Genomic DNA, 11899 nt, shown 5'->3' with positions numbered 1-11899 from the left:
CCGATGATCAGGCCAGCCGCTCTATCAACTCAGGGCCAGCGGCGCGATTGGAATTCACTGCGCGATCCACCCGGTGAAACCGCAGCGTCTCATCCGCCGCCGGGACCATCAGACGGGCGGCGCCGTGCCCGGCCTCCCCAAGCCAAAGCGGCCAATCAGCAGCTTCCAGAACAACGGGCATCCTGTGATGAACCTTTGACATGGGAGCATTGGCGCTGCATGTCACGATGGCGCAAGTGCGATGCGACAGGCCATCGCGCTCCCAGTCTTGCCACACGCCCGCAAAAACCAACGGTGCGCCGTCGCTTCGATAAATATACCAAGGGTCTCGCGCGCCATTGGCATCCTTGGTCCATTCATAAAACCCGGTTGCGGGAATGAGACAGCGCCGCGCGCGCGCCGCGGATTTGAAGGCCGGTTTTTCCGCAATGGTTTCAGCCCGCGCATTAATCAGCAGCGGGCCGCCATTTTCCGCCTTGTACCAATGGGGCAAGAACCCCCAGCGCATGGGTTGCACCCGCCGATTGCCCTCTTCCGACGTAGCGACAGCCACCGCATTGGTCGGGCAGACATTATAATTGGCCCCTTGCGGCAAATCATTGGCGGGTGTCGCTTCAAAGAGTTGCGCCATGGCGTCTTGCGGCAGCGTCATCGCAAAGCGGCCACACATCAGCGCGCGAGCCTCAAGGACACCAAGGCGAGCGCAGTGACACCTGCCCCCGCAATGCCCAATGATGACGGCGTAAAGACTGCCAAAACGCTTCCTCCGATGCCTGACCCAACCGCAGCCCCAATATATATCGCCGCGGCGTTGAGTGCGAGAGTGACAGGGGCCTGCGATGGCGCGCGGCCCACCAGACGGGCCTGCTGCGCGGCCATAAACGACCAACCAAATACCGCCCAAATAAAGCACAGCGCGTAAACAAGGACGGGCGTGGCAGGCAATGTCGCGTAAAGGGGCATGACTACGATCTGCAAAACCGCGAGCCCGACCAAGGCACGTTCCGAGCCGACCCGATCGGTCAACCAACCGCCGAGGAAGTTCCCGACAACCGCTCCCATGCCGAAGACAAACAGGGCCAGCGAAATCTGCGCGCCATCAAAGCCCTGCACCTCGCCCAACAACACGGCAAAATAGGTGTAGACGACGTATATTCCGCCCAGAAACAGCGATGTATAGGCGATGGCCAGCATCATCCGGCGGTCCTGCATGACGCGGCCAAGATCTGCGAGGCTGACGGGCTGAAAGGAGAGCCCTTTGGGCACTTGCGTCCAGATCAGGACCAAACAGGGGAGCGCACACAGGGCAACAACCCAAAAGGCCCATTGCCAACCGAATGTGTAGCCGATCCAGGCCCCAACGGGCACACCGATCACCTGCGCCAAGGTCAGCCCAAAGAACACGCGTGCCAGTGTCTTGCCCCGTATCGCCTCAGGGCTCAGCGCTGCGACAACGGCCGCACCGACGGGCGTTGCAACCCCTGCCCCCATGGCGGCCAGAACGCGCGAGGCCACCAGCCAGCCGATCCCATCAGCAAGCGCCGCCATCACTGCGGACAAAGCAAAAGCCGCCATGGCCCAAAAGAAAACCCTCCTGCGCCCCAGCCGCCCTGTCACGGCGACCAGAAGGGGCGACAGGCAGGCATATGATACGGCGTAGACCGTCAGAAGCTGGCCAACGACGACGGTGGAAATACCCAGTGACGCAGCCATGGGTTCAACGAGGCCCACGACCACAAATGCCCCCATACCAATGACGAAATTGGCGGCCGAAAGGGTCACCACAAGAGCGCGCATTTGATCCATGCGTCAGCCTTGACGGGCGCAGGCGCGAGGTGCAAGAGGCACGGCATGATGATTTACAAGATATTTCGCGACGCCGAATGGCGCGAACTGCGTGCCAAAGGCGAGACGCTGGGCGCGCCCGTCGATATCGCTGATGGATACGTTCATTTCTCGACAGCAACCCAAGCGGCCGAAACCGCAGCCAAACACTTCGCAGATGAAGACAATCTATGGCTCCTGGGGCTGGAGGCGGACGCTCTGGGCGATGCGCTCAAATGGGAGCCTTCGCGTGGTGGGCAGGACTTTCCGCATCTTTACAGGCCCCTGCGTTTGGAGGATGTCCAATGGGCACAGCCTCTGCCTTTGGAAGATGGCGTGCACCAATTTCCCGCCGGGCTGACATGAACCTGATCGAGACCATCGGGCTGCGCGCCCTGCGTGGCCTGGATCCCGAACGAGCGCATGGTCTGGCGATCAAGGCATTGAAAGCAGGTCTGGCGCCTGCCCCGGGCCCTGTCACCTCACAGCGCCTCGCCACAAGCGTGGCGGGCCTGCCCTTGCCCAACCCAGTTGGTCTCGCTGCGGGCTTTGATAAGAACGCTGAGGCGTTGGTCGGATTGTCCAAATCCGGCTTCGGCTTCATCGAAGTTGGCGCCGCCACTCCGAGGCCACAGCCCGGCAATCCCAAGCCCCGCCTCTTTCGCTTGAGCGAGGATGCCGCCGCAATCAACCGGTTCGGCTTTAACAACGATGGCATGGACGCAATCGGCGCGCGTCTCGCAGACCGCCCCCAGAACATGATTTTGGGCCTTAATCTGGGCGCCAATAAAGACAGCGATGACCGCGCCGCCGATTTCGCAGACGTGCTGGCCCATTGCGGCGCACATATTGATTTTGCGACGGTGAATGTCTCTTCTCCCAACACGGAGAAACTGCGCGATCTGCAAGGGCCTGCGGCCTTGTCGGCCTTGCTGTCGGGTGTGATGTCCGCGCGCAGCGGTCTTGCGCGTCCGATCCCGGTTTTCCTGAAAATTGCACCCGATCTAAGCGATGCCGAGATTGTGGAGATTGCCGAAGTTGCGATGCAAAGCGGCGTTGCCGGTGTCATCACCACCAACACGACCTTGTCGCGAGACGGGCTGACATCGCGCCATGCCGGGGAAGCGGGCGGCTTGTCCGGCCAGCCCTTGTTTGAGCGCTCGACCCGCGTGTTGGCGAAGCTTTTTTCCGCAACCGAAGGCAGGCTGCCTCTGATAGGCGTGGGCGGTGTGAGCGACGCGGAGCAGGCCTACGCCAAACTAAAGGCAGGTGCGAGCGCCGTACAGCTTTACACGGCGCTGGTCTACAAAGGCCTGAGCCTTGCCAGCGACATTGCGGAAGGTCTCGACGCGCTGCTGGAGAGGGACGGATTTGGCTCTGCGAGCGATGTGGTGGGCACAGACACGTCGCGCTGGCTCTAAGACCGGCTGGGGATAAAACTCGCGGCAGAACGCATGCAGAACGGGAAATACCCCCTGTAAAATACTGCTTTCAAACGGCTATTTGAGTTATTCACAAGATCCTATGACGGTCCGACCATGAAGCATGTTACATTGCGCGCTTGCAGCCTCTGGCAGGCCAGTTCGGCGGATTCGCGGGTCATACCGAGGAAATTGGCATCAAACCCGCGTGGGGATTTCACGACCTTACGCAATGCACCATCCAGTGTGGACATCTCTGCCAGAGCTGTCTTGAGCAGCACTTTTTCCGCTTTGTAGTGAGACGTATAGCGCCCGACATTGACGCCCCAATGCCGCCCGCCCGATGTGGATACGCGCGTGATAACTTCCTGAACGCGCTCCCGGATGACGGGGTTCGCAGGCGCAATCGTTGGAGCTGCGGCCAGGACCAGTTCCTTGGGACGCATGGCAGGCTTTGTCATGGGAGCCGTCGCATTCGCAGCCAAAGCCAGTGTATCTGCGGCGGGCGCCGGCTCCGCAGCGGGCTCCTCTGTTGCCTTGGCCTCCAGCAGGGCTTGCTGGATTTCGGTTTTCATGGCGAGAAGTTGTTTGGGATCAAGCTCTGTCGTTGTCGGACCTGAGACGAGACCCGCGCGCGCTTTGGGGCGCGGGCTTTTGGCGACCGCAAGTTTAACCGCAATCGTCTTGCCTGCTGCCGGCTTGGACCCAGAGGTGGATTTCGGCGCTTCAGCCACGCGGGTCTTGCCCGCAGAGATGCCCCGGTTGCCCTGATAGCGTGGCTTTGATGGGCGGTGCAGCGCCATGCGCGTCGGTGCGCGTTTGAAGCCCAGATCAAGCAGCTCCGCTACGCGGGCATTCCGTGTGGTGGTCGAGCGGCCGCCAAACACGGTTGCGATCACGCGCTCGCGACCACGCTCTGCTGACGCCACAAGGTTGAACCCGGCCGCGCGTGTGTAGCCCGTCTTGATCCCATCAGCGCCGCGATAGGAATTCAACAAACGGCGGTTTGTGTGAGAGACGGAGCGCACGCCGGCATCTGCGGTGCGGCGGGAGAACAGGTTATAATACTCGGGATAATCATAGATCATGTGACGACCAAGAAGCGTCATATCCCGCGCCGTGGACAAATGGCCAGACTGCGTCAGACCATGAGCATTCTTGAACGTCGTGCGTGTCATCCCCATGGCCTTGGCAGTCCGGTTCATGCGGCGTGCAAAGGCGGCTTCCGACCCGGAGATCGCCTCCGCAATCGCGGTGGACGCGTCATTTGCGGATTTCACAGCGGCCGCCCGGATCAAATACCGCAGCTTGATGCGCTGGCCTGCGCGCAGACCAAGCTTTGACGGCGGCTCAGCGGCAGCCTTCTTGGAGACGCGCACGCGCGTGTCCAGCGTGATCTCGCCGTGCTCCACCGCTTCGAATGCAATGTAGAGCGTCATCATCTTGGTCAGCGATGCCGGGTGGAGCCGCGTGTTCGCGTTTTCCGAATGCAGGACTTTGCCCGAGCGCGCATCCATCACCATGGCCGCATAGGGCGCTGCCGCCGCGGAAAGCGGAACAACGATAAGAAACCAGAGCGCCGCGAGGAGAAATACTCCCCACCGGGCCGCGTCAATAGCACGATGCGTCACGTTAATCTGCCTTTGCCTCAAACCGCCAATTTTTTGGTCGGCATTTATTTTGATAAGAAGCTATCACGAAAGACGGTTCAAGAAAACCCGGGAAACCGTTGAAATATTGGGCTTTTCGTTAACGCAACTGGAGCACATCTTGGGGTAGAGGCGATGTGACCCCCAAGTGGTTGGAATGTGGCAGGATTGTGGCAAATTGGTTAATCGAGCCGGGTCAACAAATCAGGCAAATCACTGAGCGTGCGCAGGCGGTGAAATCTCGGGGATTTTGGCACCTCGGCGGCTTCAAGCGCCCAGTCGAATCCCGACGGCACATGAGCGGCAAATCCGCCCGCCTCGATCATGGGCACAACATCGGAGGCCATGGAATTGCCAACCATCAGGCCGCGCGGCGCACCGCGCCCATGCTGGGCAAAGATATTGGCGTAAACGCCTGCTGTCTTGTGCGAGACGATTTCGACCGCATCAAAGAGGTCCCCCAGGCCGGATTGAGCCAGCTTTCGCTCCTGATCCAGCAAATCGCCTTTGGTAATCAGGACAACATCATGGCTGCGGCTCAGCTCCGTCACCGCCTCACGCGCCCCGGGGAGAAGCTCAATCGGGTGCGCCAGCATCTCTTGGCCTGCCTTGATCAGTTGCGAAATCACGCGGGCCGGCACGCGTTCTTGCGTGACTTCGATCGCCGTCTCGATCATCGACAGGGTAAAGCCTTTGACGCCAAAGCCATAATGCCCAAGGTTGCGCCGCTCCGCCTCCAGCAGCCGCGCTTCGAGGGTTTGAGCATCCGTGTAATCCGCCAGCAACGATGCAAACTGGGCTTGTGTGGAGTGGTAAAACCGCTCGTGATGCCAAAGCGTATCGTCGGCATCAAAACCGATTGTCGTGATCGTGGACATAGACCTTCCCGATGCTTATTGGGCAACGCCTCTTTTCGAATGGGTGTTGCACGTTATATAAACACGCAGACCAAACCCAACGCCACCCAATGAAGGATCCGCGCTCCATGGTTCAGCGCCCCCTCCAGCCTCCGCTGCGCATGTCCGAAAAAGACGATGATGGCGAAAGTGGCATCGCGTTGCAAACGCGCCCCAAGACGAAGCGGCCACCGCTGTATAAGGTCATGTTGCTGAATGATGACTACACGCCGATGGAATTTGTCGTCCATGTGCTCGAGCGCTTCTTTGGCATGACCCACGCCCAGGCTTTTGAAATCATGCTCACCGTGCATAAAAAGGGCGTGGCCGTGGTGGGTGTCTTCTCCCACGAGATTGCCGAAACGAAGGTTGGGCAGGTGATGGATTTCGCGCGGCGGCATCAACACCCCTTGCAATGCACCATGGAAAAGGAATAACCGGCGCTCCCATGCCGTTTTCCACCCGATTGACCATGGCGCGCGACGCCGGACTTGTGCTGCCTGACGGCCCTGTGGCCGTATGGGGTGTGACACCGTCGAGCGATATCTCGGCGCTGGATCACGCCCAGATCATCAGCCGCGATGCCCGGGTCCATGACAGGTTTCCGGATGCTTTGGAGACACCTGCGGGGCCCTATGGGGCCTGCGTTGTCTTGCTCCCGCGCGAGAAAAAGCGGGCGCAGGCGTTCCTCGCAGAAGCGGCGCGAAGCACCGGGCCGCTCATCGTGGATGGCCAGAAGACCGACGGGATTGAGCCTGTTTTCAAAGCCTTGAAGAAAATGGGCGAGACATCAGGGCCGGTCTCGAAAAGCCACGGCAAGCTCTTTTGGATGGAGGCCGCGCCAGATCTCTCAATATGGCGGGCAACGCCCGGTGAGGTGGAAGGTCTGCGCACATGGCCGGGCGTTTTCTCTGACAGCAAGGTAGACGTCGGATCGCGCCTGTTGGCTCAAGCGCTGCCTGCCAAGTTGGGAACAAGTCTGTGCGATTTGGGCGCGGGCTGGGGATGGCTGTCTGCACAGGTTCAGGCAGAAGGGCGCGACATTCACATGGTCGAGGCCGATGGCGAGGCCCTTGATTGCGCGCACCACAACGTCCCGGATGCAACCGCGCATTGGGCAGATGTCACCCGCTGGCAGCACCCACGCCTCTTCGACACCGTTATCATGAACCCGCCCTTCCACGAGGGCCGCAAGGGCAAACCCGATCTCGGGCAAAGCTTCATCATGAAGGCTGCGGAGATCCTGAAGCCCACCGGGCAACTCTTCATGGTTGCCAACCGTCATTTGCCCTACGAGGACACGCTGGCCGCACAGTTTGCGCATGTCGAAGAGATGCCCGGAGACGGGCGCTTCAAGATCTTTCGGGCCACGCGCCCCTCTCGCCGCCGCCGCTGAGCGAGGGTACCCTCCCAATACGTCACCGCGCGAATCACAAGGTTTCACCTCATGAGCTTTTCCATCGAAGGCAAAACGGCCATTGTCACAGGCGCGGCAAATGGCATCGGGCTGGCCATCGGTCGTCATTTCATCGAACAAGGTGCCAATGTCATGTTCGCCGATATGGATGAGGACCGGCTCAACGATGAATTCAGCGGTGGCGAAGAGCAGGAGACCGCACGCTTTTTCGCTGGCGATTTGCGCGAGCGACTGACGATCAACAACCTCGTCTCTGCCACCATCGACGCCTTCGACAGGATCGACATCCTCGTAAACGCGGCGCGGCAGATCCTGCCATCCGATCCGCTGGACCCCGATGACGACAGCGTGGCCACGATGCTGGAGCAGAACCTGACATCGTCTTTCCAATTGTCGCAGCGCGTGGCTCGGCGCATGATCAAGCAAGGCGTGGATCAGGAAGAGGGGCAACTGGGCGCAATCATCAACATTTCTTCGATCGCCGCGCGCCGCACACAGCCGGAATTGCTGGGCTATTCGATTTCTGCCGCAGCGCTCGATCAAATGACCCGCGCCCTAGCCGTAGCCCTTGCGCCGCATCGCATCAGGGTCAATGCCGTGGCCTTCGGATCTGTCATGTCCGCCTCCCTGAAGACAGCGCTCAAAGACAACAGCACGTTCCGCGAAGAAATCGAGACGCATACGCCGCTGCAGCGCATTGCCTCGCCCACGGAATTGGCCGAGGCCGTGCAATATCTCGCCTCGGATGGCGCAGGATTTGTGACCGGTGAGATCATGACGGTCGACGGCGGGCGCACCCTGATCGACCCTGTCTGCGCCCCCGCGCATTGACACATCTGGCGCGCCAGACAAAAGCGCGCTAGAAATGTGTCAACCAAACAGGACAGATGCCATGACTGAACAGTTCGACACACAAAAAACCCGCGCCGCCGCATGGTTTCGGCAGTTGCGCGATGACATTGTCGCTGCATTTGAAGATCTGGAAGACAGCCACAGCAATGGGCCCTTGTCCGAGGCGTCTGCGGGCCGTTTTGAAGTCACCGAGACGAAACGCACCTCTGATGACGGCAGCGATGCGGGCGGTGGGCTCATGTCTGTGATGCGCGGCGGCCGCGTTTTCGAAAAAGTCGGCGTGAATGTGTCCACTGTCTACGGAACGCTGGGCGAACGGGCCCAGATGGCCATGGCCGCGCGCAAGGGCATTCCGGGCATGAAGGATGACCCACGGTTCTGGGCCTCGGGCATCAGCCTAGTGGCGCATATGCAAAACCCCCACTGCCCTGCCGTGCATATGAACACGCGCATGTTCTGGACACCTCATGCCTGGTGGTTCGGCGGCGGGTCTGACCTCAACCCCTGTCTTGAATATGACGAAGACACCGCTCATTTCCATGCGCAGCAACAGGCTCATCTCGATCCTCACGGCGCTGATTACTATCCCAAGCTCAAGGAATGGGCGGATGAGTATTTCTTCATCCCCCACCGGGGCCGCGCGCGCGGCGTCGGCGGCATCTTCATGGATGACCACAACACAGGGGATTGGGAGGCGGATTTCGCTCTCACGCAAGACATCGGCCGCGCCTTTCTGCCTGCTTTCACGCCGCTGATCGAAAAGCGCCGGGTGCAGGATTGGACCGATGCCGACAAAGACGCGCAGCTGGTCCATCGCGGGCTCTACGCGGAGTATAACCTTGTCTACGACCGCGGGACCAAGTTCGGTCTCGAGACCGGGCATGACGCCAACGCCGTTCTGATGTCTCTCCCGCCTTTGGCGAAGTGGGTCTGATCCGCGCATCAAGCCCGGCAGTCTCGCCAAGTTCCTGACAGGCCGAGCGATTCGCATCACGCAAGGCATCTCGGAAATTCAGCGTCAGCGAACACTGAGTTTAACTCGACGGGAACACCTCCCGCCGTGCGCCTGAGGCATCTGAAAGTCAGCCGCCCAAGCTATCCTACCCTCCAATAGTCTCGCGTTCTCATCGATGCGCAAGCGCCTTTTCTACAAGGTGTTTGCCGGTGCGGAAGGCGCGTCTGCACACTGCCCAAAAAGGCCGAACCTTTGACAAGGATGAGAGTCTGCGCCGCTAGAAGCCTCTGCGCAAGGCGCGCCCAATTTGCAAAAAACCCTTGCCGAAACCGGTTTCGTGAATTTCCTTCTACAGCCAATGGGAGGACATACCGTGCAAAGCGCAAAAGCGGCCACGGGTTTGGACAGGGTGCATCCTGCGCGCGCAAGGGTCACGATTGCCGATGTGGCACGTGAGCTGGGCGTCACGAAAAGCACTGTGAGCCGGGCTCTGAATGGCTACCCTGATATTGCCGAGGCCACGCGCCTCAGGATCGCCCGGGCGGCCGAACGGCTGGGGTATCGCCCGCTGAGCCACGCACAAGCCATTCGCACAGGCCAGATGCGCTCGCTCGGGCTCGTGCTTCAGGTTGATGACGAAGACAGCGCGCGTCCTTTTCTGGCCAACTTCATTGCCGGTGTCACACAGGCCGCCAGCGCCGAGAACTGGACCGTCACAATCGCCACGGCCCCCACGGAAAAAGAAGTACGCAGCACGCTGTCCCGTCTTGTGGACGAACGCAAAGCGGATGGGTTTATCCTGCCAAGGACATTGCTCAAGGACGGGCGCGTTGAAACGCTCCGCGCGCAGGGTGTGCCTTTCATCATGTTTGGTCGCACGGCGGATCCCCGGGGCTGCGCCTGGTATGACATCAAGGGCGAGGATGCGATGCGCGCGGCGGTGACGCGGCTGGCCGCGCTGGGGCACAGGCGTATTGCCCATATCCCGGGCGGTCAGCAGTACACGTATTCCAAGCTGCGCATTGAGGGGTACCTTGAAGGCTTGGAGGCGTCGGGTCTCGCGTTCGATCCCGCGCTTATTGGTCCCGTCGCCATGAACACGCGCGAAGGCGCCGCGGCGACACACGCCCTTTTGGAGATGGAGCAGCCCCCAACCGCCCTCGTCTTTGCCGTCGATCGCGCCGCTCTTGGCGCCTATGCTGCGGCGCGCGCCTTGGGGCTGAGGATCGGTCAGGAAGTGTCAGTCATGGCCTATGACGGTGTGCCCGAGGGTGCTTATGCAGACCCGGGGCTGACCACTTTTTCCGTCAATTCACGGCAAGCCGGGGAACGGCTGGCGCATTTGCTCATTGCGCGCATCCGCGGTGCAGCGCCCGAGGATCTCCGCGAACTGGCCCCGGCCACCTTGATCGAACGTGGATCAGACCGGCCCCCGAGCCTGACCTCGGACGCGTTGGCGGCACGGCTCAAAGCAAAACTGAATTCTGATGTCCAATGGGAGGAACCAAAATGACATATCAGACACGCGCGAAACTGATCGCGTCCACCGCGCTTGCGCTTGCCCTTATCGCGGGCAGCGTCAGCGCCGACACGATCCGCTTCTGGACAACTGAAGAGCAGCCCGAACGCCTGGCCAAACAGCAAGATATGGCCGCCCAGTTCGAAGCCGCAACCGGCACATCTGTCGAGGTCATCCCGGTCACGGAATCTGATCTGGGCACACGGGCAACCGCCGCCTTCGCCGCAGGCGATCTGCCCGATGTGATCTACCATCCGCTGCAATACGCGTTGCCATGGGCCGAAGCGGGCATCCTCGATACCGAAGCGGCAACGGAAGTTGTCGAAGGGCTGGGCGAAGGCACCTTCGCCCCCGGACCGCTTGCCATGGCGGCCGTTGATGGCGGTGTGGCCTCCGTGCCTGTGGATGGCTGGACGCAGATGCTCGTTTACCGCGCCGATAAGTTTGCAGAGGCAGGTCTCGAAGCGCCAACCTCTTACGCCAATGTTCTGGCAGCGCTGGAAAAGTTGCATAACCCGCCAGAAATGTATGGCTTTGTGGCCGCAACCAAGGTTGACGAGAATTTCATGAGCCAGGTGCTGGAGCATGTGTTCCTCGCCAATGGCGTCTCGCCCGTGAATGCAGAGGGCGCGGCGGAGCTTGATCTCGCCGCCACCACCGAAGTGCTGGAATTCTACAAGGCCATCGCTGAGGCCTCCCCTCCCGGTGAGTTGTTCTGGCAGCAATCGCGCGAGCTCTACTTCGCGGGTCAGGCCGCGATGATCATCTGGTCGCCCTTCATCCTCGATGAACTGGCCGGTCTGCGCGACAGCGCGCCGCCCACGATCAACGATGACCCCACCTCTTCCGAGCTGGCCTCCAAGACCGGTATCGTGACCAATTTCTCCGGCCCTTCCAACCCCGATGGCGCAGCCTGGGGTGATGTGCGCTACTTCGGGATCACCAATGATGCCGACACCGATGCAGCCATGGATTTCGTGAAATTCTCCATGGATGAGGGCTATACCCAGACGCTCTCCATCGCGCCTGAGGGCAAGTTCCCAGTGCGTCGGGGCACAGCTGAGGAACCCGCGAAATTCTCGGAAGCCTGGGCCAAACTGCCTGTCGGCGTGGACCGCAAAGCGCCTCTGGGTGAGCTTTATGAGCAAGCCATGATCGACGAGATCGTTGGCGGCCTCGACGTGGCCCAGCGCTGGGGTGTGGCCGAGGGTCAGCTGGGCCTCGCCTCCAAGATGATCAACAGCCAGGTCATCAACCGCGTTGTGCGTCAGTTCATCGACGGTGAGATCGACGCCGCAGCCGCTGTGGCCGCGATGAACGAGCAACTGGGCGCAATCGAGTAAGTCAAAAACCGTCCGCCCCGGCA

Annotated in this window: 12 protein-coding genes; 8 read left to right on the top strand and 4 right to left on the bottom strand. The window is 60.7% G+C overall.

The window, feature by feature from the left end; genetic code table 11:
- Positions 1 to 7: 7 nt before the first annotated feature.
- Together ACP15S_RS02045 and ACP15S_RS02040 are read right to left on the bottom strand one after the other, a co-directional pair.
- On the bottom strand, positions 8 to 670 hold the full coding sequence (locus ACP15S_RS02045; RefSeq protein WP_425037912.1) for an SOS response-associated peptidase: 663 nt from the start codon (positions 668 to 670) through the stop codon (positions 8 to 10).
- Entirely contained in the window at positions 670 to 1806 is a 1137-nt protein-coding gene (locus tag ACP15S_RS02040; protein ID WP_425037911.1) for an MFS transporter, read from the bottom strand. The genes ACP15S_RS02045 and ACP15S_RS02040 overlap by 1 nt, the downstream gene beginning before the upstream one ends.
- 45 nt (positions 1807 to 1851) lie before the next feature.
- On the opposite strand from ACP15S_RS02040, the gene ACP15S_RS02035 reads away from it, so the two are divergent.
- Positions 1852 to 2190, top strand: coding sequence for a DUF952 domain-containing protein (locus ACP15S_RS02035; protein WP_425037910.1), 339 nt, complete (start codon positions 1852 to 1854; stop codon positions 2188 to 2190).
- Positions 2187 to 3245 carry a quinone-dependent dihydroorotate dehydrogenase gene (locus ACP15S_RS02030; RefSeq protein ID WP_425037909.1) on the top strand — a complete coding sequence of 353 codons (1059 nt, stop codon included), beginning with the start codon at positions 2187 to 2189 and terminating at the stop codon, positions 3243 to 3245. Before ACP15S_RS02035 ends, ACP15S_RS02030 begins: the two co-directional genes overlap by 4 nt.
- Before the next feature lie 101 nt (positions 3246 to 3346).
- Here ACP15S_RS02030 and ACP15S_RS02025 read toward each other — a convergent pair whose 3' ends face one another.
- Complete coding sequence (locus tag ACP15S_RS02025; RefSeq protein ID WP_425037908.1) at positions 3347 to 4876, bottom strand: D-alanyl-D-alanine carboxypeptidase family protein; 1530 nt, start codon at positions 4874 to 4876, stop codon at positions 3347 to 3349.
- A 200-nt stretch (positions 4877 to 5076) separates the two neighbouring features.
- Positions 5077 to 5772: an HAD family hydrolase gene (locus tag ACP15S_RS02020; RefSeq protein WP_425037907.1), complete on the bottom strand. Its 696-nt coding sequence runs from the start codon at positions 5770 to 5772 to the stop codon at positions 5077 to 5079.
- A gap of 140 nt (positions 5773 to 5912) precedes the next feature.
- Here ACP15S_RS02020 and clpS point away from each other — a divergent pair, with 140 nt between their 5' ends.
- The 6 genes from clpS (at position 5913) to ACP15S_RS01990 (ending at position 11876) form a co-directional block, all read left to right on the top strand.
- The gene (clpS, locus tag ACP15S_RS02015; RefSeq protein WP_425039635.1) at positions 5913 to 6227 is read left to right on the top strand and encodes an ATP-dependent Clp protease adapter ClpS; all 315 of its coding nucleotides are present in this window, start codon (positions 5913 to 5915) and stop codon (positions 6225 to 6227) included.
- 11 nt (positions 6228 to 6238) lie between these two features.
- Positions 6239 to 7186, top strand: coding sequence for a class I SAM-dependent methyltransferase (locus ACP15S_RS02010; protein ID WP_425037906.1), 948 nt, complete (start codon positions 6239 to 6241; stop codon positions 7184 to 7186).
- A 51-nt stretch (positions 7187 to 7237) separates the two neighbouring features.
- Positions 7238 to 8038 (top strand): SDR family NAD(P)-dependent oxidoreductase, encoded by an 801-nt coding sequence (locus ACP15S_RS02005; RefSeq protein WP_425037905.1) that lies wholly within the window; start codon positions 7238 to 7240, stop codon positions 8036 to 8038.
- A 61-nt stretch (positions 8039 to 8099) separates the two neighbouring features.
- Positions 8100 to 8993 (top strand): oxygen-dependent coproporphyrinogen oxidase, encoded by an 894-nt coding sequence (gene hemF, locus ACP15S_RS02000; protein WP_425037904.1) that lies wholly within the window; start codon positions 8100 to 8102, stop codon positions 8991 to 8993.
- Between the two features lie 379 nt (positions 8994 to 9372).
- On the top strand, positions 9373 to 10527 hold the full coding sequence (locus ACP15S_RS01995) for a LacI family DNA-binding transcriptional regulator (protein WP_425037903.1): 1155 nt from the start codon (positions 9373 to 9375) through the stop codon (positions 10525 to 10527).
- Positions 10524 to 11876 carry an ABC transporter substrate-binding protein gene (locus ACP15S_RS01990; protein ID WP_425037902.1) on the top strand — a complete coding sequence of 451 codons (1353 nt, stop codon included), beginning with the start codon at positions 10524 to 10526 and terminating at the stop codon, positions 11874 to 11876. Before ACP15S_RS01995 ends, ACP15S_RS01990 begins: the two co-directional genes overlap by 4 nt.
- The last annotated feature ends 23 nt before the right edge of the window (positions 11877 to 11899 follow it).

The sequence above is a fragment of the Primorskyibacter sp. S187A genome (assembly GCF_049800955.1).
In the GTDB taxonomy this organism is placed as follows: domain Bacteria; phylum Pseudomonadota; class Alphaproteobacteria; order Rhodobacterales; family Rhodobacteraceae; genus JAKVBH01.
The sequence above is the reverse complement of the archived record's forward strand: the minus strand, read 5'-3'. Positions and strand labels throughout refer to the sequence as shown.

Excerpts from the sequence above, each read along its gene's own strand:
- clpS (WP_425039635.1), top strand. The coding sequence starts at position 5,913 with ATGTCCGAAAAAGACGATGATGGCGAAAGTGGCATCGCGTTGCAAACG.
- ACP15S_RS02010 (WP_425037906.1), top strand. The coding sequence starts at position 6,239 with ATGCCGTTTTCCACCCGATTGACCATGGCGCGCGACGCCGGACTTGTG.
- ACP15S_RS02030 (WP_425037909.1), top strand. The coding sequence starts at position 2,187 with ATGAACCTGATCGAGACCATCGGGCTGCGCGCCCTGCGTGGCCTGGAT.
- ACP15S_RS02040 (WP_425037911.1), bottom strand. The coding sequence starts at position 1,806 with ATGGATCAAATGCGCGCTCTTGTGGTGACCCTTTCGGCCGCCAATTTC.
- ACP15S_RS01990 (WP_425037902.1), top strand. The coding sequence starts at position 10,524 with ATGACATATCAGACACGCGCGAAACTGATCGCGTCCACCGCGCTTGCG.
- ACP15S_RS02035 (WP_425037910.1), top strand. The coding sequence starts at position 1,852 with ATGATGATTTACAAGATATTTCGCGACGCCGAATGGCGCGAACTGCGT.
- hemF (WP_425037904.1), top strand. The coding sequence starts at position 8,100 with ATGACTGAACAGTTCGACACACAAAAAACCCGCGCCGCCGCATGGTTT.
- ACP15S_RS02045 (WP_425037912.1), bottom strand. The coding sequence starts at position 670 with ATGTGTGGCCGCTTTGCGATGACGCTGCCGCAAGACGCCATGGCGCAA.
- ACP15S_RS01995 (WP_425037903.1), top strand. The coding sequence starts at position 9,373 with ATGGGAGGACATACCGTGCAAAGCGCAAAAGCGGCCACGGGTTTGGAC.
- ACP15S_RS02005 (WP_425037905.1), top strand. The coding sequence starts at position 7,238 with ATGAGCTTTTCCATCGAAGGCAAAACGGCCATTGTCACAGGCGCGGCA.
- ACP15S_RS02020 (WP_425037907.1), bottom strand. The coding sequence starts at position 5,772 with ATGTCCACGATCACGACAATCGGTTTTGATGCCGACGATACGCTTTGG.